Raw genomic sequence first — 26,981 nt, 5'->3', positions numbered from 1 at the left:
ACAGATGCTTTTCTAAATGTTTCATGGCAAAATAAAAAGATAAGTTTTGGCCATTTCAACGGGAGTTTTTAGTAAATTTGCAACTGAAATCAACAATTGTATGAAGAAGATCACATTATTCTTTGTTGCACTTTTATGCACCTCTCTCGCTGGCGCAAAGGTTATTTTGCCTCAGTTATTTCAGTCTGGTATGGTCATACAGCGTGGTAAGCCTGTTCCTGTTTGGGGTAAAGCCGATGCTGGTGAAACCGTGACCATCGCATTTAACAAGAAGGAATATACAGCTATTGCCGATGCAGAAGGTAAATGGCGCATAGACCTGCCCAAGATGAAGGCGGGAGGTCCATATACAATGACTATTGGTGAATTGACGATTGACAATATTCTCGTTGGTGATGTGTGGCTTCTCTCTGGTCAGTCAAATATAGATGTACATATTGAACGGGTTTATCCGCAGTATACCGAGGAGATTGATAACGATGAGAATACACAGATACGTTTGTTTCGTGTGCAGAACGATACCGATACGCACGGTGTCCGTGACGATATCCGTCCTACATCTATCAATTGGAAGACCCTTAACAAGAAGAACGCGTGGCCATTTTCAGCGGTTGGCTACTTTCTTGGCAAGCGTATGTTCGAGAAAAACAAGGTGCCACAGGGCATCATCGTCAATAGTTGGGGAGGTACACCTATAGAGGCATGGATATCGAAAGACTCTCTTGAGAAAGATTATCCCATGCTCGTGAAGCGCGTTCAGTTCTTTCAGAGTGACGACTATGTGAAAGAGCAGATGCAAGCCAATATGCTGGCTGAGCGTCAATGGCAGAAGATGCTTCAGAATGCCGATCCTGGTATTCAGTATAACTGGACGGCAACGCAATACGATGATTCAGGTTGGCAGGCCATAAACCAAAACAATTGGGGATGGCGCGGTACGGGTACCATTTGGCTGCGACAGCATATCAATATAGATAAGATGCACGCAGGAAAGCCTGCCCGATTGTTGCTTGGTACGCTTTTTGATCGTGATGTCACTTATCTTAATGGTCAGCAGATAGGACAGACAGGCTATCAGTATCCTCCGCGTCGCTATGATATCCCAGAGGGCTTACTTCGTGAGGGTGATAATGTGATTACCATTCGCTTTATCAACAAGTATGGTGTGGTTCACTTCCTTCCCGAAAAGCCTTATTTGATAGCTTTTGGTGATGATCGCTGTTCGCAGAATCCAATGCCTAAGGATGTCATCCCTCTTAGTGATATGTGGAAAATGCAGGTTGGAGCCGAGATGCCTAATTGTCCTAGTGGCGATGTATCACTACAGAATATCCCTACTACGCTCTATAATGCTGTGCTTTATCCCCTTGCTCCTTATGCCCTCTCGGGTGTGGTGTGGTATCAGGGTGAGTCAAACACGGGTGATCCTGCTCCCTATGCAGACTATCTGAAAAAGCTAATGGGTAGCTGGCGTAGCTGTTGGCAGGATCAGCAAATGCCTTTTGTTATTGTGCAGTTAGCTAATTATGATGGACGTCAACAGACTGCTTTCCCAAGGCCAATGACTCCCCAACTTATGCCAGTTAATAGCGGATGGGCTCAGCTTCGTGAGGCACAGCGCCTTGTCGCAAAAAGCGATAGTCGTGCAGAACTCGCGGTTATCAATGACTTGGGAGAATCGGTTGACATCCATCCTCTTCGTAAAAAAGAGGTCGCCGAACGTATTAGCCTTTGTTTTGACCGTCTTCTATATAATAATAAGGTGAAGCTTGCTCCAGAAGTCATTGCGTCTGAGGTGAACGACGGAAAAATCTTCCTTACCCTCGATCAACCCGTTCAATCTGGTAAACTTTATACCTTCGAGGTGGCTGGCGATGACGGTAAATTCCAGAATGCTGATGCAACCGCCGAAGGCAATCGTGTTATTATTTCTTCACCTCTTGCTTCTCACCACTCACCTCTCATAATCCGATATGCGTGGAAAGACAATCCTATAGCGGCCAATGTCCGTTCACTCAAAGGTTTGCCCATGAGTTCATTTGAAATAACAATTAATAACAAATAATAATTATGAGTACAACTAACGAAACCAAAGGCTTCTACAAGCTCTCTTGGCTCCAGCGCATCGGCTATGGGTCGGGCGACCTGGCGCAGAATCTGATTTTTCAAACGGTGGCATGTTACTTAATGCTTTACCTTACTACAGTATTGAAGATTAATCCGGCATTTGTAAGCGGACTGATTCTTTCTGTCCGTCTTATCGACTGTTTCTGGAGTCCTGTAGTTGGGCGTTATATTGATAACCGCAATCCGAGGTTAGGTAAGTATCGTACCTACCTTTTGTATGGTGGTATTCCTCTTACGATTGCCGCCTGCTTGTTGATGCTTCCTCAAGCTGCAACCTGGTCTACAGGCATGAAGATTGTCTATGCTACAGTCAGCTACACGACGCTGAGTATGATTTATTCTGTAGTAAACATTCCTTATGGCTCTATTATGGCCAGTATGACTCGCGACAACGACGAGGTACTGAAGCTTACATCTACCCGTATGGTATGTGCCAATATTGGTCAGATCGTAGTTCAGGCAGGTTTCCCCATTGGTCTTGCAATTGTTGCCCATACAGTTATCGACTGGAATCAGGCTTTGTTCATGGCCATTGGTACCATTCCTGCTTTCATAATTCTGCCATCTTTGCCAATGCTTAAGAGATGGTTGGGTAAGAAAGGTCTTTATTATATGCTTCTCTCCATCGGTTTTGTTGGCTTTGCCATCTTGTTCACCATTGGTAAGTTCTTTGATGTTGAGGGTCTTAATACCCTTGTTCAGGCAGCCAAGGTGATGACTGGCGTTGGACTTCTTGTCGGTTCGTTGATGTGGGCACTTGTGCCTGAGGTTATTACCGAGGCCGAATATCGTACAGGCAATCGCCCTGCTGCTACTGTTAATGCACTTGCTGGTGTGGCTTTCAAGGCAGGTTTCTCAATAGCAGGTTGGATTACCCCATTGGTTATGGGTATGATTGGTTTTGATCTGGCCAGCGAAGAGTCGGCTCTTCCTATCGATCCTGTTGCCTGGTTTACGGTTACTTGTGTATTTGCTGTTATCGGCTTTTTGCTTTTGCTTTACTGCTTCACTGGCTGTAAGGAGCGGATTGCCACCACACCCGAGAAACCTGTTACTTACGGCGAGATGTTTGCTGAGTTTAAGGCCAATAAGTGCCTTCAGCTGGTACTGAGCATCTTTGTAACCGTGTTCCTGGCTTCGTTCATCAGCGCACCAGTTAATGCTTATTACACGCACCTTGCCGAATATTCTGCCACAGCACAGAATGCCATTCTGGTGTTTACTTGTATTATTCCTGCTGCTCTTCTGATTGTTGTAGGATGTCTTGTTTATAAGTATCCTCTTACTGATGAGAGACTTGATGAAATAAACAAGGAGATTGAGGCACGTGGATAAAGAATAGCATTATTGCTTAAATAGAATTTAAGCCGAAAGTTTTGACGCTTTCGGCTTTTTTTGTATCTTTGCCGGCAAAATAGGAAACAACATCGATGAAAAGGATTATACGTTTAGGAATGATTGGGCTGTTGGTTGTTGTTGCCATTGCTATTCATGCCCAAGAAACCAAGCAGGTTTTTATTTATTCCCCAAGTGAGCGCGCTGGGCTACACATTGCCCAGCAGACGGAAACAGGTTGGAAAGAACTCGGTCAACTCTGTTCGTCGGATTATGGTACCTGGGGGGCTGAGAAACGGATGTACCATCCCTCGGTGGCTCGTGCTAACGACGGCTCATGGCGTCTGGTATTCCAAGTTAATGACAAGAGTCCGCTTTTTGCGGCGGCCTATTCAAAGGACCTTGTTAGCTGGCGTCCGCAGGATTATCCAATTATGACAACCAGCCAATGTTTGCAGCCCACCGTTTTTGCTAATGAGAATGGTTCTTTCGATATCTATTTCAAGACGAAAGGTGGTGAAAAACGTTGGGTTTCTGCCTCAAATGATTTTCGCCAGTTTAGTAAAGACGAGAAGAGCCTGATAGATGATGTGGCTTGGACACGTGATACTGCTATGGTAAATGGGCTGTCGGTGGATGGATGCCTGTTTGAACTCTCAGCCGCAGAGATGGGGGTGATAACTGATTATTTCAACCGTCTTGCCCAAGATGGGAAACAGAGTCAGGAACGTATGTATGAGGATGCTAAGAATTTTCCTGATTTGCAGCCTGTTGAAGCCGTGCTAACCATCACTAATCAGGAAAAGACGATTAGTGACAAGCTTATTGGCATCTTCTTTGAGGATATTAGCTATGCGGCTGATGGTGGCCTTTATGGTGAACTGATTCAGAACCGCGACTTCGAGTATGTACCCAAGGATCATCGTGGTTGGAAGGCTACGACGGCATGGAGTGCTTCGAAGCCTATTAACGTTGTGCAGGTTGATCCGCTGAGTAAGAACAATCCACGCTATGCCGTATTGGGAAACGACACTATCTATAATGAAGGCTGGGATGGTATTGCTGTGAATGCTGGTGAAAAATATGACTTCTCAATGTTCGTACGCAACTACAATGCCAAGAAGTCGTTCATAATCCAACTTGTCGATTCTAATGATGTAGTGCTGGCCAAAGCTACGCTAAAGACAGAAGGGAGTGATTGGAAAAAATATGATGCAGTGCTTACGGCAAAGCGCTCCTGCACAAAAGCCCGTCTGGCTGTGATTGGCGTAAAGGGTATAAAAGCGGGTATAGATATGGTTAGCCTCTTCCCGCAGGAGACGTTTATGCATCGCAAGAATGGTTTGCGAAAAGATTTGGCTCAGGTCATCGCAGACTTGAAGCCTAAATTCGTGCGATTTCCTGGCGGATGCATGAGTCACGGACAGGGGCTCGAAAATATATATCATTGGAATCACACCATAGGTCCGTTGCAGGATCGTAAGCCCGATTTCAATATCTGGGGCTACCACCAGACACGTGGGCTTGGATTCTTCGAATTTTTTCAGTTTTGTGAGGATATTGGGGCTGAGCCATTACCTGTTTTGGCAGCAGGTGTGCCTTGTCAGAATTCAAATAATAATCGTGATGGTATCGGTGGGCAACAAGGCGGTATCCCCATGGATCAGATGCCTGCCTATATTCAGGAACTTCTCAACTTAATCGAATGGGCTAATGGAGACCCGACCACCTCGAAGTGGGCCAAGATGCGTGTAGATGCAGGTCATCCAGCTCCCTTCAATCTGAAATATCTGGGTATTGGTAACGAGGATATCATTTCTACCGTTTTCGAGGAACGCTACGAGATGATTTGTCGCGCCATCCGTGAGAAGTATCCAGAGATAAAGATATGTGGAACCGTAGGACCTTTCCATGCTCCAAGCGCAGACTATCTTGAAGGATGGGATTTCTCGAAGAAACATTCGGATTTGCAGTATATGGTAGATGAGCATTATTATGAAAGTACTGGTTGGTTTATGCATCATCGTGATTATTATGATAATTATGATCGCCATATGCCCAAGGTTTATCTTGGTGAATACGCTGCTTCAACGCCGGAAAAGCGTCCGAATGTAGAGACGGCCTTGGCTGAGGCTCTGTATCTCACAGATATAGAGCGAAACGGTGATGTGGTGGAGATGACTTCCTATGCTCCTATGCTGGCCAAGGATGGTCATCGTAATTGGGATCCTGATATGATTTACTTCTCGAACACAGAAGTGTGTCCTACGCCAGCTTATGAGACTCAGCGACTGTTCTCTGTCAATAGCGGAGACCGCTATGTGGCAACATCGTTGTCGGGTATTCCTCTGCAACTGAAACATCGTATTGCTGCTAGTATGGTCCGCGACTCCAAAACGGGAAAGAAGTATCTGAAACTCGTTAATGCCTTGCCCGTGGAACTGACCATTAGCCTTAATGGTCTGATGATTCCTGAGGGGACATTGGCTGAGGGTTTCGATGGCCAGCCTGAAGAGCAAAGCGTAGAGGTGAAGAGTTTCGAAGTGAAAGGTGAAAAGATAGTCCTTCCACCTTATGCCTTTAGGGTGATAAGGTTATGAAAAAAGCCCTCGCTTATTGGCGGGGGCTTTTTTATTTCTGATTAAAGTTTGTATCTCAGCATAACCATTGAGTAAGGCTTCAACTGGAAGTCGAACTTCTTCTCAGCCTTGAAGGTCTCACCTTTTGTAAAGATAGGCTGGGCTTCATAGTTGTTCTCGTCGTCTGGCTGTCCAATGATGTAAGACCTTAAAGCAGGTTTCTTCATGGTCTTGAAACGACTCAAGTCAATGTGGGCAGTCTTTGTTTCGTCACTAGCATTGCAGAGCTTGACAAAAAGTTCACGCGTTTTGACGTTTAAGACAACTGACTGGCCGTAGTGTACATTCTCCATGGGTTGGCAAGCATCAGGAGCATCACCTTCAAACTTCACACAGTCGCCATAGTAATACTGACCAGCACTCTGTCCAAACATCTGCTGAATATAGTAGCTGCAAGTGAGATAAGTGCGCTGGTTGTCGAAATAGATGAGATCTGGATTCCAATTGGTGGCGTCCTTTTTGGCAAAGAGGGGAGCATATGAAGTCATAGATACTACATCACCGTTGCGTTCTACATGGAGCAGATACAGACCCTCCGCAAGCGCGTCAATCAGTTTCTTGTCCTTGGCAGCATATTCACCAAGGTAAACCTTTGTCTTGCGATCGCGAGGATAATTGTCATACTGTCGTTTGTTCAGGAAGTAGTCGCGGGGTTCGTAGTAATGTTCGTCGATGATTGGCATACCCGTTTCTTCTGCGAGTTTCCAACCGTTTTGGAAATCAGGATTATTGGCATGCGATCCAGGACCAGCTGTGCCAACGATAACGATTTCCGGATGAGCTTTCATTACGCGTTCATATATATATTTAAAGCGCTCGCAGAATTCTGGAGAGATTTTCTCCTCGTTGCCGAGGCCCAAATATTTCAGATTGAAGGGAGCCGGGTGACCAGCATCTGCACGCATCTTGGCCCACTTCGAGGTCGCAGGATCGCCATTGGCCCATTCAATAAGGTCGAGGGCCTCATCAACCCATTCATCCATCTCTTCCATTGGACAAGCATCTTGAGCCTGAGTGGGCCACATGTTCCAACCGCCGTTGGCGCCCTGACAGCTTACGCCAGCAGGCAGGATGGGTACTGGCTCCATGCCAAGATCCTCGCAGAACTGGAAATACTCATAGAAGCCCAATCCCATGCTCTGGTGGTAACCCCATGTATTCTTCAATCCTTTGCGCTGTTCTTTGGGGCCGATGGTGTTTTTCCATCGATATGTATCCCAGAAGCCATCGCCACCGCCATGAACTACGCATCCGCCAGGAAAGCGCATGAACTTGGGTTGGAGCTCTGCCAGAGCCTCTGCCAGATCTGTGCGCATGCCGTGCCCCTTATAGGTATCCTGAGGCATGAGTGATACCATATCGACATCAATCTCACCCTTATCGAGTACCAATATCTGAAGGACGGCCTTTGGGGAATACTCCTTGACAGAGAGTGCAGCTTCGTATTTCTGCCACGATTTACTGTTGATATTGATGATGGTATCAGCCAATAGTTTCGGATCCTTGGGAGGCCAGCCCATCTGGGGCTCTACGAGGGCGATTCGAATCTGTTTGCCTTTGTCGTCGATATTGCGGAAGAAGGCTGAGAAATTGTATGTCTTGCCGTCCCTTACCGAGATACCATCGAATCCGTCGTTCTGAATACCGAAACCTCTCCATCCGCGATAGTCATGATACTCCTTGGTGCGCTCAACGTGTAGGCGCATATAGGTGGGGTTGTTTGGATGGATACTATTGTCCATGCGTGGCTCAAGCCATCCTGTGGAATGTCCTGGGCGTATCATGCGCCAGAAAGTGCCAGGTCCCCATCCGTCGCGTTCAACGGGGCTGTACTCGAAGGATCCGTTTTGTACCAGTTCGGCATAGAGTCCACCATCAGCAGAACTGCTGATGTCTTCAAAAAAGATACCGATTAATTCGTCACTGATAGCCTTGCCGCCAGCTGGCGCAGTCATAGGCTTTTGGGCGCTGAGTCCCATCGTGGCTACCATCAGAAGGGCAGCTAAAGTTGCTCGTCTATTCATGTTGTATAATAAGTTAGAAAATTCCGACTGCAAAGATAATCAGAAAATCCCAAATAGCCATATAATTAGCAAATAATTATCTCATTTCGAATAGATTTGATACGTTTTTTATCTGACACTCCACTCGAAGAGTCCTGTGGCATTGTCTGTTGGCAGTGTTACCTCTAAACGCAAAGCCTTTGTCTTGACAGGATTGAAGTTGACTGTGCATGCTGTACCCTTGTCAGTGGGGTAATCAGTAACTCCAGTTACGGGCTGCCACAGGCCTTGAGCATTCTGATAGAGGATGCGCCATGACTGAGGTACGCGACATCCGCCCCAGGGGCCATCGTCGTACCAATAAACTGTTGCACTTTGGACAAGACTCTCCTGTGGAAATTCGTAGGCAAGCCATTCTGTGCAGTCTTTTTTAGGCCACCAATGGGTATAGGGTACGGATCGGTCGTTTTCATCCTTAGGAATCAAGCGATCGTTGATGGAGGATATGGCAGGCACTTCGCACGAACTGGTGACTTTGCTCTCTGATGCCAGTGTTACAGGCTGAGAGGGAGATGTGGCATTGAGGTCTTGGGGCAGCCATACACGCATCTTTCCTGAACCACGATGACACCATGCGTAGTATGGGATAAGTGTCAGCGTTTGGTCTTGAGTTTCAAGCTTGCCCGATTTATTGAGGTTCAGTGTCTGGGCATCGGTAATAAGGGTCTGAATGGGTGTGCCTGCTATCTCGCCTTTCCCGATACGGAATTGTGGGTTCTGGTTAATCAGGGTTGCCATAATGTCAAAATCGTTATCAGGATGTTCTGCACAATATACCAGCGGTCCACGCTCAATGCTCACCATGCCCCGATCTGCTTCTACCTTATTATTGGCACGTACGGTACGTGGCTCCATATCAAAGTGGATCTGAATCTTATCACCCTTCTTCCACTTACGGTCGATAGTGTAATACCCGTCATTCGTAACTTTTGCTACAACAGTTTGTCCGTTTACCGTGACTGAATAATCAAGACGCTTGTTGTCGGAATACTTGTAAAGGTTTGAGGGTAAGACCTGATTACGCACCCATCCTGGAATGCGAATCTTCATGGCGAACTGACCTGCTGTATTCTGATCGACAGAGACTGTGATGTCGCCATTCCAGGGATATTCTGTCGTCTGAGTCAGACCAACCTTTTTCCCTGCGACGCTCAGAATGCTTTTATTAGAGAGGAAGAGGTTTATGTATACATTACGATTCTTCACTGCATAAATGTAACCCGGCAGTGAGGGTATGAAACGGCAGATGTTACTTGGGCAACAGGCACAGCCGAACCAGGCCTGACGCTGATGCTGCCCCATTGACTCTAGAGGGTTGGGATAGAAGAATCCATCGCCTTTAAGCGATACACCGCTAATCAATCCATTGTAGAGAGTGCGTTCTAATACGTCATAGTACTTAGAATCACCATGAAGCAAGAATAAACGGTAGTTCACATATACATTGCCAATAGCGGCACAGGTTTCGCAATAGGCACTCATGTTGGGCAATTCATAATTCGCACCAAAGGCCTCGCCATTCGAAGTTGCTCCGATTCCGCCAGTGATATAGAGTTTCTTAGTGACAATATTATCCCAGATGGCATCAATGGCCTTAATGTATTCTTTATCTCCAGTGAGTGCAGCTACATCAGCCATTCCTGCATACATATAGGCGGCGCGAACGGCATGGCCTACAGCTTCATCCTGCTCAACAACAGGTTTGTGAGCCTGAGAATAATCATGAACGATGGTGGTCTTGCCGCGATAATCAAGGAAGAACTTGGCTTCATCAAGGTATTTCTTGTCACCAGTCAACAGGTAAAGTTTGGCGAGGGCCATTTCCGCAATCTGGTGTCCTGGTACGACACATGCCTGTCCCGGATTAGGGCCAACCTCCTTGCAAACGACATCGGCATAGCGGATGGCAATGTCGAGGAATTTTCTTGACCCCGTGGCTTGATAGTGGGCGATGGCTCCTTCTACCATGTGACCAAGGTTATAGAGTTCATGACTCAGGTCTTCTTCCATGCTCCAGCGCTTATCGCCAGCCCACTCATGGGGCTCTTTAGGGTTTTGGGTGCGCGAAGTGTAAAGATAACCGTCAGGTTCCTGAGCAGAGGCGATTATCTCAAGCACACTGTCTATATATGCCACCAGTTTCTTATCAGGATAGGTTTGTAGGATATAACTAGCGCCTTCAATAGTCTTGTAGGGGTCTGTATCGTCAAAGGCCAGACCTCCTACCTTGAATACTTTTGATGGATCCTTCAGATGCTCTGCCGCATTGGAGAAGTTGGTGTAACGACCTGTTTCCTCACACTTCGAGAAGGCGAGGGGGATGGTTACCTTGCGACTGGCTTCCAATCGTTGCCCCCAAAACGAGCCGGAGGCTACTTTCACACTTGTAAAAGGTACGGGGGTGATAGGATACCCATGTGCCTGTTCTTTCTGTGCGCTTATAGGCAATATCATGGTCATGCTCAGCGCGATTGTTGCAAACTTTTTCATCTTCTCAAATTTCTTAATTCTTAGTTACAATTTCCTCGGAACAAAGTGGAGGTTTCCTCGGAGTAAAATCCTACTTTATCCGAAGCAAACTCGGAGAGCTTTACAAAGATTGCATGATGACGGGATTGGTTTTCTGTTCATTCTTGTTAGCGTCTTCGATTTCTGCTGCAAAGATAGAAAAAATCTGTGGAACGGAAAGGTAATATCGTCCAAACTCTTGAGTAGAATCGTCCAAAAATGCCCATCCAGCCATGATTTAGACGATTTTTGTATCATCTTGGACGATATTGACAGACGGTTTCGCTATTTCTTTGTTATTTTGCATTTAAAATCGTAACTTTAACAAAAATCTAAAGAATATAACTAAAAATATGAAACAATGTTTTTTACTATTAGGTGCTGCTATCGTATCGCTTGCTGCCTCTGCTCAACAGATTGAGGAGGTGCCTTTTACGCAGGTACACCTTAATGATGTGTTCTGGAGTCCCCGCATAGAGGTGAATCGTACCGTCAGTATCCCCTCTGCCTTCCATGAGTGCGAGGTGAATGGGCGTTTCGATAACTTCGCCATCGCCGCCGGGCTGATTCAGGGTGAACATAGGGGTGATTTCTCATTCGATGATACCGATCCCTATAAGGTTATCGAGGGTGCCAGCTATTCGCTCGCTGTGCATTATGATGCCAAGCTCGATCACTATCTCGACTCTGTTATTAATATCATAGCTCAGGCTCAGGAGCCTGACGGCTATCTGACTACGTGTGTGACCAACAAATGTACGCGACTGAGCAGATGGTGGGGCAGCCACAGATGGGAGAAGATAAACTCGCATGAACTCTATAACTCGGGCCATCTCATTGAGAGTGCCGTCGCCCACTATCGTGCCACAGGCAAGAAAACCTTTCTGAATGTCGCCATTAAGAATGCCGATCTCGTATGCAAGACCTTCGGCCCTGATGAAGGACAGATTCATCGTCCTGGTGGACATCCTATTATTGAGATGGCTCTTTGTAAATTGTATAAGGTGACGGGCAACAAGAAATATCTTGAGGGAGCAAAGTATTTCGTCGAAGAGACGGGTCGCTGTACAGACGGACATCGGCCTTCAGAGTATTCTCAAGACCACAAGCCCATCCTACAGCAAGATGAGATTGTGGGGCATGCCGTGCGCGCAGGCTATCTTTACTCTGGGGTGGCCGATGTTGCTGCACTTACTGACGATAAGGCCTATTTTGAGGCTCTTGAGCGAATCTGGGAAAACATGTCGAGCAAGAAACTCTTCATCACTGGTGGTATCGGAAGTCGCCCGCAAGGTGAAGGTTTTGGTCCTAACTATGAACTATGGAACCATACTTCCTATTGTGAAACCTGTGCTGCCATCGCCAACGTCTATTGGAACTATCGTATGTTCCTTGCTACGGGCGAAAGCAAATATATTGATATTTGTGAACGTGCATTATATAATAATGTATTGAGTGGCGTCAGTCTTTCTGGTGACAGGTTTTTCTACGACAACCCCTTGGAGAGTGATGGTGAGCATGAACGCCAGAAGTGGTTCGGGTGTGCCTGCTGTCCTGGCAATATCACCCGTTTTATAGCTTCAGTGCCTGGATACATTTATGCCCGGCAAGGCAAAAATATCTATGTGAACCTCTATGCTCAGGGCAAAGCTAAAATAGGAAAAGTGGAATTAGAGCAAACCACCAACTATCCCTGGGATGGTCGAATCCGCATTAAGGTGACGAAGGGCGGTGGTAAATTCGCCATCAAATTCCGTATTCCAAGTTGGCTGAAAACTTCTCCTACAAACAACTCTCTCTACAAATATGTTGATGCAGCCCCTGTTTACACCATTACAGTCAATGGTGTAAAAGTGGCTGCAGAAACTGACGACTACGCTACAATCCAACGCTCCTGGAAAAAAGGAGACGTCATAGAACTGAACTTCCCGATGGAGGTCCGTCGCATCATTGCCAATGACAATGTCGAGGATGATCGTGGTAAAATAGCACTTGAGCGTGGCCCTATCGTCTATTGCCTTGAAGGATCTGACCAGGCCGACGGAAAGGTTTTCAACAAGTATATTCTTAACTCTGCTGATATTCAGGCTCACTTCGAACAGAATCTCCTCAATGGCATCGTAACTCTCAGTGGCGATGCTAAGGAACTCCAACTTTCTGGTGAGATAAAAGACGTAAAGTTCCACGCTATTCCATATTCTACTTGGAACAACCGCGGACCTCAGCAGATGGAAATATGGATTGCTAATACCCCAACAAAGGCTGTTGCAACCCCCGTTCAAACCATTGCCTCAAAGGCGCAGACCTTCTCAAACCGCGCTCCCATTCAGAATGATGCTCCAGAAACAGCTCCCGTCGATTCTTGGGCGAGTGGCGTGAACGACCAATGGGAACCTACTCGTAGTAGCGATATCTCAAAACCTTATCATTACTGGTGGCTGAAAGAGGGCTCTACCGAGGCTATCAGCTATCAGTTCGATCAAGAATACGAAGTAAGTAATGTACAGGTTTACTGGCTGGAATTCGACCATTATGACGGAAACTTCCGAACCCCAGAGTCGTGGCAGCTCTTCTATAAGGATGCTCAAGGCGAATGGCAGGAAGTAGAGGATCATAGTCCTTTTACCGTCAACAAAGACTGTTACAATAGCGTTGATTTCAAGCCTGTACGCACCATAGGTCTAAAGATTCTCGCCAAACTTCGTAAGGGAGAGTCTGGTGGCGTTCTCGAATGGAAAGTAAAATAAAACTATACATATTTATAATTCATGAACCTAAAAAAACAAATTGGTATGAAAAAACATTTTTTATGTTTGCTTTTGTTGGGCGGAACTCTCGGAGTCTACGCTTCAGAAAGCACATCACCAGCCGTTGCTGAGATTACTCAGCAGGGTGTGACAATGAAAGGTGTTGTTAAGGATGCCAAGGGCGAACCGATTATCGGCGCTACGGTAACTGAGAAGGGCACCAAGAATGCAACTGTTACTGACTACAATGGTAACTATTCTTTAACTGTTACCAATCGTAACACTGTACTCATCGTCTCTTATATCGGCTTCATCGCCCAGGAAGTCAAGGATGGCGGCGATGTGACGCTCCAAGAAGACAACGCGTTGCTGAACGAGGTGGTTGTCATTGGTTATGGTACACAGCGTAAGGGCGACATTACCTCAGCCATTACCAGCGTGAAGGCCGAGGATTTTGCACAAGGAAATATCCGCGACGCCGGCGCTCTGATTAAGGGTAAAGTGGCAGGTCTCACCATCTCTAATGGTTCAGGCGACCCCAGCTCAGCATCAAGCATCCGTCTGCGTGGCATCATCTCACTCTATGGTGGTAACTCTCCACTCGTACTGGTCGATGGTCTGGAAGGCAGTCTGAGCTCTGTCGCTCCTGAGAACATCGAAAGTATCGACGTACTGAAAGATGCCTCGGCAGCTGCTATCTATGGTACACGTGGTGCTGCTGGTGTGATTCTTATCACCACTAAGGCAGGTAAGCGTGAAGCTAAGACAACAGCCAACTATAGCGGTTATGTATCACTGGCCTCGTTCGGCAAAAAGCTCAACATGATGGACGGCGATGATATCCGTGCTGGCAAAACCAACTATACCGATCGTGGTTATGATACTGATTGGCTCGATGCCGTATCGCGTACAGCCCTCACCCATAACCACAACGTCAATATCAGTGGCGGTAATAAGAGCACTTCTTACAATGCCGACTTCACCTATCGCGACCAGCAGGGTGTATTCATCAACACTTATAGTAAGGAGATGCACTTCAACGGTGGGCTGTCGCACTGGATGTTCAACGATATGTTGAAGCTGCAGTTCAATATTCTGAAGCGTTGGCACGAGAATGGTCCAGTGGATGCTGCTGGTCAGATGGTATATCGTCAGGCCCTGATGCGTAACCCCACAGAGCCCATTTATGCCGAGGATGGTAACTGGTATGAAAACTTCGGTATCAACTATTATTATAACCCAGTAAGCATCCTGAACGAGCAGACTGGTGAGTACAAGACAGAGACCACCCGTCTGACAGGTAACATCACCTTGGAGCCTATCCGTGGTTGGCAGACTAACCTGATGCTCTCTACTGAGCGCTACAATGCCCACGACGAGGGTTACCAGTCGTCGAACTACTATGGTCAGCGTGCTGAGTACCGCACAGGCTATGCCTACCACAGCTATGCTTACAATAAGACCAACAATTTGGAACTCACTTCTACCTATAAACACCAGTGGGGTGATCATCGCTTCGAGGCACTCGTGGGTTACAGCTACCAGTATCAGGTCGATGAGAACTTCTATGCCAACAATACCAACTTCCTGAACGACTTTTTCGAGTACAACAACTTGGGTGTTGGTCAGTATTTGAAGGAAGGTAAGGCTGGTATGGGCAGCGGCAAAAGCGACGACACACTGATTGGTTTCTTCGGACGTGTTAGCTACGGTTTTGCAGATAAGTACAACGTGCTGCTCTCTATGCGTCGTGAGGGTTCTTCTAAGTTTGGTGCCAACAACAAGTGGGGTTCGTTCCCCTCTGCCTCTCTTGGATGGACCATCTCTAACGAGAAGTTCATGCAGGGCACTAAGTCGTGGCTCGATAATCTGAAGCTGCGTGCAGGTTTTGGTGTTACTGGTGTTGTCCCTGCCAGCCGCTATCAGTCGCTCACCACTTGGGCACTGGGTTCACCTTACTATTATGACAATGGTACCTGGAAACAGGGTTTGAAGGTTGACCAGAACCCAAACCCCGACCTGAAGTGGGAGAAATCAACTGAGTATAATGTCGGTCTCGACTTTGCCGTACTCGGCGACCGCATCTGGGGTAACATTGATGTTTACCGCAAGAAGACCGTCGATATGCTCTGGTGGTATGACGTACCTGTTCCACCAAACCTCTACAGCCAGACATTGGCTAATGTAGGTGAAATGCGTAACCAGGGTATTGAGGTGGCTATCAATGCCATTCCTGTTCGCACCAAGGATTTTGAGTGGAAGACCACTGCAACCTTTGCTCACAACGCTACTAAACTGCTCAGTCTGAGCAACGATCTCTACGAGACTGCCAACAAGCACTATATCGCTTATCTCGGCGAGCCTATTTCACTCTCTACACAGATTATGGAGGTAGGCAAGCCTCTCGGACAATGGTATGGTCTGAAGTCGGTTGGCGTCAGTGAGAACGGTCTCTGGATGATTGAGAATCCTACCACAGGCGAAATCGAGGAATTTAACGATAACATGCTGACCGATAAGGAAACTTACTATCAGAACCTGGGCAATGCTATTCCTAAAATCAATGTAGGTTGGAGCAATACCTTTAAGTATAAGGACTTTGATTTGAACATGCAGTTTACAGGACAGTTTGGTTTCAAGATTCTGAATGAGGCCCGTGCCTACTATCAGAACAATGCCGTGACCTATAACCGTCTGAAGGATGCTGCTGTGGCTCCTTATGCTGATGGCAACGTGCTGAAGCCTGCCCAGAAGCAGACCTTCGTCAGCTACTACCTGAGCAATGGTAACTACCTGAAACTCTCGAACCTGACACTGGGTTATAATGTTCCATTGAAGGTCAACAAGTATGTGAAGAACGTGCGTGCTTATCTCTCTGCCGACAACGTGTTCACCATCACCTCATACAATGGTCTGGATCCTGAGCTCTCGAATGGCGATCCCCAGTACTCTGGTATCGACAGCCGCGACAAGTATCCTACCATCCGTACTTATACATTTGGTTTAAATGTTACATTCTAAAACAGTTACTACAATGAAAGCAATATACAACAAATTCATCGTTTCCGCTATGGTGGGGGCCGCAGGCCTGACTATCGGAGGATGTACTGACCTTGATGAGACCATTTATTCACGCTTGGCCTCTGAGAAGTACGAGTTTACTGATGCCGACCTCGAAGCTACCATAGCTCCAGTATATAGCAGTCTGCGCGACGTGTATTGGGGATGGTTCGGTATGGCCGACATTATGGACGAGAGTTCCGACGTGTGGGGCATTCCTAACCGTATCGGTATCGGCTGGGGTGACCTTTATATCTCCCTGCACAAGCATGAGTTTAACTCGGGTATCGGACACTTCTCTGTGAACTGGGGTAACAACTACGCTGGCGTCAACGCCTGCAACCAGATTTTGGCCAACGAGCAGGTGGCTAGTAGCGAACTTATCAAAGCACAGGTACGTGCCTACCGCGCCATGTACTACTACAACCTGTTCGACCTGTTCCGTAACATCCCTTTGGATACCACTTTCGTTCATCCTGATGGTTGGACTCCTGAACAGGCTGATCCTGAGGTAACCTACAAGTGGATTGAGAACGAGCTGAAAGAAGTGGCCGACCAGTGTGGCGACGACATCTCGTTAGGCAAACTCAGTAAGTATGCAGCCTACATGCAATTGGCTAAGCTCTATCTGAACCACGATGCTTGGTTCCCTAACAAGAAAGACAACTCTTACTATCAGAAGTGTATCGACTGCCTGAACATCATCATCAACTCTGGTAAGTTCTCTCTGGCAGCCAACTACAGCGACAACTTCTTAGAGGATATCTCTGCCTCGCCTGAGATTATCTTCGGTATCGTGTTCGAGAACAAGTATGCCAGTGGTAACTTTATGGCCAATCTTTGGATTCATAATGCAGGTCGTGCCCGCTGGAACTTCTCAGGATGGGCCACTGGCGGCGGTATCGTATTCCCGCAGTTCCTCGATATCTACGAGGATGGTGACACCCGTTTGGAAAACACTTGGACGGGCGGTCCGCAGTATGCTCTCGATGGCAGTCCTATCCTTCTCGATGGCGAGCCTCTCGACTACACTCGAGAGATTCACAGTATTGACAATCCTGGCTGTTATCCGATGGAGAGTTGGCGATTGGTGAAGTATGAGATCAAGAGTGGTGACTTTGGTTCGAGCTATGACGACGTACCCTACTATCGTTATGCCGACGCCCTGCTGATGAAGGCTGAGTGCCTACTCCGCTTAGGTGGCTACAACGGTGAGACCGAGGATGATGCTGCTGCATTGGTTACTCAGGTACGTGCCCGTAACTTCAAGGCCGACCCATCGAAGGCCAAGGTTACCGCAGCCCAGCTGAAGGGTGGCAGTAAGTACAACTACGGACACCGCGAGAATACTGGAGAACTGGGTGGTGCCGACAACTGGGTAGAGAACTACCAGGGTGGCGACGACATCGAACTGGGCGGACTGCTCGATGAGCTGGCTCGTGAGTTTGTTTGCGAGGCTCACCGTCGCGATGACATTATCCGCTTCATGATTAAGGGTACCAATATGAATGTGTACTGCGGCAAGTCGTGGTTCTGCAAGGATCCCGAGGCCGACCGCCATACCGACATATTCCCTATCCCTCAGGATGCCCTTGACGGCAACCCCAAACTGAAGCAGAACCCTGGCTATACAGCTGCAAACTAAGGGATGAATAGGGATATATAGAATATAATGATGAATAAATGTAATAATGTAAAAGTATGAAAAAGAACATATTATATATAGCAATGGCTTGCATCGCCTTGGGTTTCACTGCCTGTAGCGACGACCCAGAGGATGCTGTCAGCAAGCACGTCTATGGCCCCGACGAGTCGCCCTATCTCCGTGCGGATGCCGATGCCACCATTTCCTTGAATGCGGAGTTCCGCAAGGGACATGTCACTCCAAAGACCGTCTATCTGAAAGACTATGCCGAGCAGATTCAGACCAAGATGAAGATGACTGTCGATGACATGCTGGCAGGCATCGAGTCGGGCAAGGTAGCGTTCCACAGCATCAACACAGCTCGCGGTATCTGGGATATGAGTGCCATGACCAAAGGCGACGGCTGGTGGTATAATAACAATGGCGCTGTCGTTAGTAACGACGGTGTGGCCAGCATCGAACTCGACAAGGCTGCCAAGGCTCTCGTTCTGAACGTGCCCGAAGGGTCTGCCGCCGGTCTCTCGATGGCGGCCAACGTCGGTTTTGCTGTTGTGAACGGTAAGGACTACGACCAGTATGTCCGCTTTACAGTTAACTTCTCGATTACCGACCCCGGCACGATCATTCAGGATATCACCATTCCCGCCGGCGACTATGCGAGCTACGAGTTTGACCTCACGTCTATTGAGAATGCCATCAATGCCTGCTTCGGTATGACATCGGCAGACTTCATCGCTACGATAGCAAACACAGAGAACGATATTGCTATGTACCTTGCTGACGACAATGGCAACTGGGATACGACATCAGGCTATACAGCTGGTGGTATTGGTCTCTGGGTTGACGTAGACCATAAGGTATGTAACTGGAGTGGTAACGGCTATGCTGCTGGTAACTTCTACTATATTGAGACTCACGCTGACGACAAGACCGTTGGCATTGGTCGTGCCCCCGGTGTACCTTCCGGCACGAAAGCCAAAGTACACTTTGTCTATGCAAGCAAGAGTGATGCCACCAGATTTATAGAGTTTGTATTAAATGCCACATTTGAATAACTATCATATGAAGAATCTATCCAGACTCATGAGCAAGAGCGCCTTGGTTGCGCTCTTGGCTCTCGGTCTCTTGGCTTGCACCAGCGACGACGAGGTGATTTTTGGCAACATCACCATTGCGGAGAGCGAGCTGAATAAGACTGTTGAATGGGACGAGGTGGAGAGTTCCATTACGTTCACCGCCAACGATAAGTGGACTGCCAGCGTCAGCGATGTGACCACCCGTGCCGCCAACACGAAAATCGAATGGCTTACGCTGACTGTGAATAGTGGTAATGCTGGCGAGGTAAAAATGCCATTCTGTCTGAGAAAGAATGACTCAGAGTTCTATCGCGACGCACAAATTGAGATTCGCTGTGGCGATAAAACCTCAATCATCAACGTTCACCAGAACCAGAACCCAGATGCTGTGCACACTATGGACAAGTCGCAGGTTGAGAACTTCGATAAATATATCTGTCCAGGCAAATGGAATGAGGGTTTTGAGAAGGGTGTGGATAATATGCTGCGCGACGATGCCAAGTGGAGTTTCTGGCGCATGAAGCAGAGTGAACACTTCTTCGTATTCTGGGAGCCAGGCTTCGGCTACGATCCCAATGGTAGTGATGTGCCTGCCGCCCTACGTGTCAATATCGACGATCTGCTGCAGAAGGCAGAGCAGTTCTACACCACTAATGTGGAGAAACTGAAGATGGTGACCGTGGGTCAGGGTAAGAGCAACCTCGACAAGTATAAGATGCAGATCTACCTGCTTTATCAGGAGGATTGGCTAGCCACAGGATCTGGTTATGACAACCAGATTGGCGCCCTTTGGGTGAACCCTTCAACATGTCAGCCTGTTGGGTCTACTATCGCCCATGAGATAGGTCACTCGTTCCAGTATCAGGTGAGCTGTGACAAGCTGCTTAACGGCCAGGCCGAGGAGACCAGCTATGGTATGAATGGCGGCTTCCGCTATGGCTTTGGAGACAATGGTGCAGGCGGCTGTTCCTATTGGGAGCAATGCGCTCAGTGGCAGTCATTCCAGGACTATCCTGAGGAATGTTTCACACAGAATTCCAACGTATCAGTATGGCTTCGTTCGCACCATCGCCATTTCAATCATGAGTTCATGCGCTATGCTTCTTACTGGCTGCCTTACTTCCTGACCCAGAAGCATGGTATCGAGGCATACGGACGCATCTGGCAAGAGAGCACCTTCCCGGAGGATCCAATACAAACCTATGCCCGCCTGTTCTGTGGAAGTGATATGGAGAAGTTCTACGATGAGTACTACGAATATGCCGCTCGTTGTGTAAACTACGACTTCGATGCTGTACATCAATACCTCGCCAATAACGAGAGTGCTGCCAACTATAGCACTAATATGCTACCAAAGAACGGCGGCTTCCAACCTACTTACGACAACTGTCCTGGCACGACGGGCTTCAACGCTATTGAACTGAATGTGCCTAAAGCAGGAACCAAGGTGAAGGCCAATCTGAAAGCTGTGGCTCCTGGTAGCGAACTGGTGAGTGGCGATGTTGGTAAGGTGGTAGATGGTGACGGTAACACAAAAGGCAATGTCACAACTTATAACCAGCAGACGAACACATCCTCTGCCTATCGCGTTGGTTTCGTAGCCATTTGTGGTGGAAAGTCTGTTTACGGTACGATGGCGAAGGGCAAGGATGCTGTTGCTGAAATGCAGATTCCCGCCAATACCGATAAGCTCTATCTTGTGGTTGTAGCTACTCCGACAGATTATCAGCGCCAGGCTTGGGACGACGATGAGACTAATGACCTACAATGGCCTTACAACGTGAAATTCGAGAATACTGGCGTAAAAGGCTTCATTGACATCCCTTCAGGCAATCCCGAAAGTGTAAATGTGGCAACAACGAATATTACGGGTCTTGATGCTGCCAACGACAGCTGGGTCGACATCGGATATAATCTGCTTGAGAATGGCCAGATGGAAACGATTGCCAAGGCCTTCAAGATGCAGCCAGCGGAACTCGTTGCAGCAATCATTCCACGTGGTGATGAGGCTGTGACTCCTACAGAGGGCAAGATAGCCTTCGGCCTTACGCAGCCCGATGGTAGTATTTCCTACAATTATTCTGCCAATGGTATCGGCTTCTGGATGACGGCTGCTGGTGCTCAGACAGGATGGGGTAACAACCATGTCTTCTACTTTGAGTACGACGGGGCCTACACTCTGAATATCGGCCATCTGCCTCCTGGTGATACTGCTGTTGTAGGCAAGGGTGACGTGCTGACCTTCAAGCCCACGCTTATCTACACAAAGGATGGGAAGACATATACAGCCGTTATGACTATAAAACTACACTTCTAATTATTTTTGGGGCGATGCAAGGACTTATATCCGACATCGCCCCTTATTACATTAAGCAAACGAAATGTTCCCACGGTGGGAATATAAAGTTCCCATGCTGGGAATAACAGGTTCCCACGGTGGGAACTTTTGCTTTTCCGGCATGTTATTCGAAGTTCCAATCTGTTACATAGTGGTCAAACCTGATGCCGTCGGTGTTGCCATACTGGGCAATGATGCTTATGATATCTTCCTGTTGCCTTGGTGAAAGCATCTTTTCGCCGTTATGTATGCGGTAATAGGCGCTCATGCCGCTACCCAGATAGCTGTGTACGCTTTTGCGTGCTTCGGCCCTCAGGTATTTGGGAACATTGTTATAGAGTTTCTTGAAGCCCCAAGCCTTTTCTATCAGTTTCTTTTCGCAGAAGCAATGACAATGGCCCTCTTGCCAGGCTATGGGATAAACGGCTGGTCCATAATAATGCCCTTCGGCCAGCAGCAGTCCTGCCTGATGGTGCATACATTTTTCTTTGTCAGCACATTCTCCGTTAAAACACCGAGGATATCCCCAAGGTATATCTTCTGCTTTTAGTTCTTTTTCTTCCATATTTGTTTCTGTGAGTTTCATTATGAGGATGCAAAGGTAGGCAAATTTTCAGAAAAAACACCACAAGTCTGAAGGAAGCTGTTGTTTTGATTATTTTTGATATGTATCAATAAAAACTCTGTGTCCGCACACAATTATGTATAAATGCTTTGTTGAAATCAAAAACCGTCGTACCTTTGCAGCGTCAAAAGTAAAATTAGGATAACGTTTAAAAAGTTAAAGCAGGACAGCATGAAGGCTGTCTTGAGTAAAAGAAAGGGTAAAAAGATGAAAAAGATGATTTTGACAATGGTAGCAATGCTGAGTATGACAACTGCAATTGCAAAGAACGAGACCGCAGCTAACGTAAGCAACGTAGAGGCTTATGACTTGAATATTAATATGAATAAGCTCTCTGATGCCTTGAAGCTGGCTGACGACCAGAAGGAGGCTGTTGAGAACATCCATAACACTTTCAAAGCTGAACTGATGTTTGCCACACAGTACAGTAAGAATGATTGCGATGCAAGAGTTAAGCGTGCTATCGAGAACGATGTGAAGTGGATGCGTTACGTTCTCACAGACGATCAGATGCATACATATCTGATTCTGCTTAACGCCACAATCAACAATCGTGGTATCAACAAGTAAATTCGATCAATTAGTTTTTTTAACTAATATTATTTAGTTTTGTGTATAGAGGCATTCCTTATGGGATGCCTCTATTGTGTTATAAGGGGCCTGTCATTGTTGATGGGAATTATATGTCGGATGCACAAAAAAGCAGAAACGCTTGGTTGTGTCGAGTAATTTGTTTACTTTTGCAACATGAAGCGAAGAATGCTGCTACTAACACTTTCCTTACTATGTCTTTTGCCCTTAACGGCCAAGGATGGCTTCCGCTATCGCAGTCTGACAATGAACGACGGGCTGGCCGCTAATGCCGTACGCAATATCGTTCAGGACTCCTACGGCTTCATCTGGTTCGGTACGGATAATGGTCTTTGCCGCTATGATGGTACGCAGATACAGTCTTACCGCATTAACGAACTGGGAATCAACCAGTATGTGTCGACGCTGATGGCTGCCGAAGGGGGATTATATGTAGGAACAGACAAAGGCGTATTCCGACTCAGCCTTGAAAAGCATATCTTTGAGAAACTACCTATGAATATACACTCCACGGTGACGAGCATCGATTCTGATAAGGATGGTAATCTCTGGGTGTCGACCATTGGAGACGGTATATGGCAATATGTTCCAAGAACGAAGAAGACGAAACATTATGGCATCAAGGAGGTTGGTGGGGCTGTAGCGCAGGTACTTGTAGACAGCGAGAATAAAATATGGACCGTAACAAACTGGGGGGAGACTGTTATGCAAAGATTGAATCGTCTGCACGACCGTTTCGAACCCGTCAGTCTTACCATTGGTGGTGAAAAGCTTCAGGCCAACTACGGCGCTTTAAGAATGCTACAGACCAAGGACGGACGGATATGGCTCGGAACCTGGGAGAAAGGACTGCTGTTGGTGCATGGTGATGGTCAATTAGAACAGATGCTATCACCGACATTATCGAAAGTCGGCTCTCATATCCATACGCTTTACCAGCGTTCTGACGACTGTATCTGTATTGGCTGCGACGACGGACTCATCAGTTTTAATCCCAAGACACGCGCATGGGAGCGTTTGCTGGAGCAAGGCAGCCTGGCCGATCGTTTTGTCTATGCCGTCACTAGTGACAGCGAGGGGGGACTCTGGATAGGTACTTTTTATGGCGGCGTGACCTATATATCGCCTGTAAGTAAGCGCTTTGACGCCTTTTCTATCGAGACAGGCCTGAGAGGCAACGTCATCTCCCATTTTTGCGAAGACAAATACGAACGTATCTGGATTGCCAGCGACGATGGTGGACTGATGTGCTATTCTCCAAGAGAGAATCGTTTTATAGATTATCCACACCAAGATGTATTGGGACGCCAAAATGCCCATGCCCTTAGTTTCAGCGGCGACGAACTCTGGATAGGTACTTATACTAATGGTGTGCAAGTGCTGAATATAGAGACGGGTGCCTTGCGCCAATACACGCCAAGTACGGATCCGCATTCTCTTGATAATCCTAGTTGCTATGCCCTTTATACCGATAAGCGCGGTTGGATATGGGTAGGGACGATGGACGGACTGAACCTTTATAACCGTGAAGCAAATCATTTCGAGCGTATTGGCAAGACCAATGCTATGATAATCGACATTGATGAAGACAGAAAGGGTAATATCTGGATTACGACACAGGGCGGCGGACTTTGGCGTTGTGGTATCAGGGATAAGAAACTCAAACAATATCTGCATGACGACAACAATCACTACTCGTTACCTGATAATCAGGTGAATTGTACATTAGTAGATGAGAGTGGCTGGCTTTGGATAGGAACTCTTAATGGCCTCTGCTGTTATGATGCAGAACAAGACTGCTTCAATTATATCAGTCTTGACGTACCCAACCGCAACATTATGAGTATCATAGAGAACAACGGCGTTCTGTGGCTTTCAACCGATCACGGCATTGTCAGTTATGAACCTGGTGCGAAGGGTAATTCTCAAACACAGCATCCACAGACACAACGCTTCACATTACACGACGGACTTGTCAGCGAACAGTTCCAGCCAAATAGTGGATTGAAAACTAAAGACGGTCGGATATATTTTGGCAGCACAACAGGCTTTAACGCCTTTTATCCTTATCAGATTAAGGCCAACAGCGTGATACCACCAGTATATATAACCTCGATGAGTATCCTCAACCATGAGGAATATACGGCAGAAGGTCTTCCTGTCGACCTGTCTCTAACTAAAGAGTTGACTTTAGGTTATAGTGATGCAAAGATGATTACGTTCTCGTTTGCATCGTTGAGCTACTGCTCTCCCGAGAAGAATCAGTATGCCTATATGCTTGAAGGTTTCGATCGCGATTGGAACCATGTTGGCAATCAGAACCGCGCCACATATACCAATATCCCTGCAGGAACCTATCTGTTTCGTGTGAAAGCAACAAATAACGATGGAGTGTGGTCAGAAAATGAGGCCACGCTTAGAATCGTGGTTCACCCGCCATTCTGGTGGAGTTGGTATGCCAAGATAATCTACTTACTGCTATCAGTGATTGCCGTGTGGTATTATGTAAGATTCCGATTGAAACGAGCAGAACACCGACATCAGTTGGAAATACAAAAGCTAAATGAGAAGAAGGATAAAGAAGTGCGCGAGGCTCGCCTGAACTTCTTCACGATGATAGCCCATGAGATTCGTACACCAGTATCGCTCATCATTGGTCCGCTGGAAAAGATGATGAAATCGTCAAGTTTGTCTATTCTTACTAAGGAGGAATCTGGAGTGATGGACGATCTGAAGGTTATCGATCGTAATGCCCGTCGTCTATTGGAGCTTGTCAACCAATTACTTGATTTCCGTAAGGTGGAACAACAGAGTATGGTGATGCGTTTCGCTCCGCAAAACGTTCATGAACTAATGGAAAACATAAGTGTACGTTTTGCTCCAACCTTCGAACAAGGGGGTAAAAGGTTTATGGTGGATTATCCTGATGAACACTTTACAGCCATGATAGATAGGGAGGCAATCACAAAGGTGATTAGTAATCTGTTGACGAATGCAAACAAATATACTAAAGACGAAGTACGACTGAGTTGTATAACAGAACCCGATGGTGAGCATTTTCGTATTATTGTTGCCGACAATGGTATTGGTATTCGAGAGGAAGATTGTGTGCGTCTGTTTGAGCCATTCTTCCAGGCTCAAGGTAATAAGCCTGGTACAGGCATCGGTTTGAACATCGTTAAAAATATTGTGGACTTGCATCACGGAACCATCTCTGTAGAATCGGAGGTGGGCAGAGGAAGTAAGTTTATCATCGTGCTGCCAGTTGGTCAGGATGTTGTCACGACTATCACCGATAAGGGAACAACGATTGTCCAGCCTCATGAAACGGGAGATTCTGATTCCCGCCAATCAATATTCCAATCATCTGGGGTTCAATCAAAGCCCTCGCTTACTTATGATGGTCAGACCATGCTTCTCGTCGATGACTCAGAAGATATGGTTAGTTTTCTAAAAGAGAATTTCCGTGGGAAGTATAATGTTGTTACAGCTGGTGATGGTTTCGAGGCCCTCGACCTCTTACAGAAATATGAGGTCAATATTATTATCTCAGACTGGATGATGCCACGCATGGACGGTTCAGAACTCTGCAGACGGGTGCGTCTTAACCCGCAGACCAGCCATATCCCATTCATCATGCTCACCGCTAAGACTGATGACGACTCAAAAGTGGAGAGTATGGATATGGGAGCTGATACTTACATCGAAAAGCCATTCTCTTTACAGTATTTAGAGGCCTGCATCCGAAATATACTTCAGATGCGACGCAGGCTGATGGAAAAATTCTCTACGCAACCATTGGAGCCTGTTACAGAAATAGCCAGCAACCCGACTGATAATGAATTCCTATTGCGTATGAACAAGATTATTGAGGAAAATTTCTCTAATTCAGACTTGAATGTCAACTTTCTTGCTGACAAACTGAATATAAGTAGAAGCGGACTGTTTGCTAAGATTAAAACGCTGGCAGATGTCACGCCAAACGAGATGATACAAATCATACGTCTGAAACGGGCAGCCCAACTATTGCATAGTGGACAGCATACTATCAGCGAGGTAGGTTATATGGTGGGTTTTTCAAATCCTTCTTATTTCTCAAAATGCTTCCTGAAACAGTTTGGTATTCGGCCTGCCGACTACGTAAAATCTAGTAGAAACCATGTTTGATAATAAATTGTGTATAACGATACCCTATGATGATTTTCCATGTTTTTTTTTCGAATATCC

14 protein-coding genes are annotated in these 26,981 nt (G+C 46.8%); 10 read left to right on the top strand and 4 right to left on the bottom strand.

Features of this window, described 5'->3' with window-relative positions; translation table 11 throughout:
* Positions 1-100 precede the first annotated feature (100 nt).
* From T325_RS12130 to T325_RS12120, 3 genes are all read left to right on the top strand, one after another.
* Positions 101-2,065: a sialate O-acetylesterase gene (locus T325_RS12130; protein ID WP_036914397.1), complete on the top strand. Its 1,965-nt coding sequence runs from the start codon at positions 101-103 to the stop codon at positions 2,063-2,065.
* 5 nt (positions 2,066-2,070) lie between these two features.
* Positions 2,071-3,462 (top strand): MFS transporter, encoded by a 1,392-nt coding sequence (locus T325_RS12125; RefSeq protein ID WP_036914395.1) that lies wholly within the window; start codon positions 2,071-2,073, stop codon positions 3,460-3,462.
* Positions 3,463-3,557: 95 nt separating this feature from the next.
* Positions 3,558-6,062, top strand: coding sequence for an alpha-L-arabinofuranosidase C-terminal domain-containing protein (locus tag T325_RS12120; protein ID WP_036914393.1), 2,505 nt, complete (start codon positions 3,558-3,560; stop codon positions 6,060-6,062).
* 41 nt (positions 6,063-6,103) lie between these two features.
* Here T325_RS12120 and T325_RS12115 read toward each other — a convergent pair whose 3' ends face one another.
* The 3 genes from T325_RS12115 to T325_RS12885 all read right to left on the bottom strand — a co-directional run bounded on the left by T325_RS12115 (position 6,104) and on the right by T325_RS12885 (position 10,907).
* Complete coding sequence (locus tag T325_RS12115) at positions 6,104-8,125, bottom strand: alpha-L-arabinofuranosidase C-terminal domain-containing protein (protein ID WP_036914390.1); 2,022 nt, start codon at positions 8,123-8,125, stop codon at positions 6,104-6,106.
* Positions 8,126-8,233: 108 nt separating this feature from the next.
* Positions 8,234-10,654, bottom strand: a complete 2,421-nt coding sequence (locus T325_RS12110) for a glycoside hydrolase family 127 protein (RefSeq protein ID WP_036914388.1) — start codon at positions 10,652-10,654, stop codon at positions 8,234-8,236.
* A gap of 100 nt (positions 10,655-10,754) precedes the next feature.
* The gene (locus T325_RS12885) at positions 10,755-10,907 is read right to left on the bottom strand and encodes a hypothetical protein (protein ID WP_181020764.1); all 153 of its coding nucleotides are present in this window, start codon (positions 10,905-10,907) and stop codon (positions 10,755-10,757) included.
* 118 nt (positions 10,908-11,025) lie between these two features.
* Here T325_RS12885 and T325_RS12105 point away from each other — a divergent pair, with 118 nt between their 5' ends.
* From T325_RS12105 to T325_RS12085, 5 genes are read left to right on the top strand one after another with little or no spacing between them, the layout of a single operon-like run.
* Positions 11,026-13,419, top strand: coding sequence for a glycoside hydrolase family 127 protein (locus T325_RS12105; protein ID WP_036914385.1), 2,394 nt, complete (start codon positions 11,026-11,028; stop codon positions 13,417-13,419).
* 45 nt (positions 13,420-13,464) lie between these two features.
* The gene (locus T325_RS12100; protein ID WP_231622236.1) at positions 13,465-16,440 is read left to right on the top strand and encodes a SusC/RagA family TonB-linked outer membrane protein; all 2,976 of its coding nucleotides are present in this window, start codon (positions 13,465-13,467) and stop codon (positions 16,438-16,440) included.
* A gap of 13 nt (positions 16,441-16,453) precedes the next feature.
* Positions 16,454-18,124 carry a RagB/SusD family nutrient uptake outer membrane protein gene (locus T325_RS12095; protein ID WP_036914383.1) on the top strand — a complete coding sequence of 557 codons (1,671 nt, stop codon included), beginning with the start codon at positions 16,454-16,456 and terminating at the stop codon, positions 18,122-18,124.
* Positions 18,125-18,180: 56 nt separating this feature from the next.
* On the top strand, positions 18,181-19,179 hold the full coding sequence (locus T325_RS12090) for a DUF4859 domain-containing protein (RefSeq protein WP_036914381.1): 999 nt from the start codon (positions 18,181-18,183) through the stop codon (positions 19,177-19,179).
* A gap of 7 nt (positions 19,180-19,186) precedes the next feature.
* Positions 19,187-21,517, top strand: coding sequence for a DUF6055 domain-containing protein (locus T325_RS12085; protein WP_036914571.1), 2,331 nt, complete (start codon positions 19,187-19,189; stop codon positions 21,515-21,517).
* Between the two features lie 145 nt (positions 21,518-21,662).
* Here the strand turns inward: T325_RS12085 and T325_RS12080 are convergent, their stop codons facing one another.
* Positions 21,663-22,103 carry a DUF6078 family protein gene (locus T325_RS12080; protein ID WP_036914568.1) on the bottom strand — a complete coding sequence of 147 codons (441 nt, stop codon included), beginning with the start codon at positions 22,101-22,103 and terminating at the stop codon, positions 21,663-21,665.
* 267 nt (positions 22,104-22,370) lie between these two features.
* On the opposite strand from T325_RS12080, the gene T325_RS12075 reads away from it, so the two are divergent.
* Both T325_RS12075 and T325_RS12070 read left to right on the top strand, forming a co-directional pair.
* Entirely contained in the window at positions 22,371-22,733 is a 363-nt protein-coding gene (locus tag T325_RS12075; protein WP_036914566.1) for a hypothetical protein, read from the top strand.
* A 177-nt stretch (positions 22,734-22,910) separates the two neighbouring features.
* The gene (locus T325_RS12070) at positions 22,911-26,921 is read left to right on the top strand and encodes a hybrid sensor histidine kinase/response regulator transcription factor (protein ID WP_036914379.1); all 4,011 of its coding nucleotides are present in this window, start codon (positions 22,911-22,913) and stop codon (positions 26,919-26,921) included.
* The last annotated feature ends 60 nt before the right edge of the window (positions 26,922-26,981 follow it).

It is taken from the genome of Prevotella sp. FD3004, from assembly GCF_000746155.1.
In the GTDB taxonomy this organism is placed as follows: Bacteria; Bacteroidota; Bacteroidia; order Bacteroidales; family Bacteroidaceae; genus Prevotella.
The sequence above is the reverse complement of the archived record's forward strand: the minus strand, read 5'-3'. Positions and strand labels throughout refer to the sequence as shown.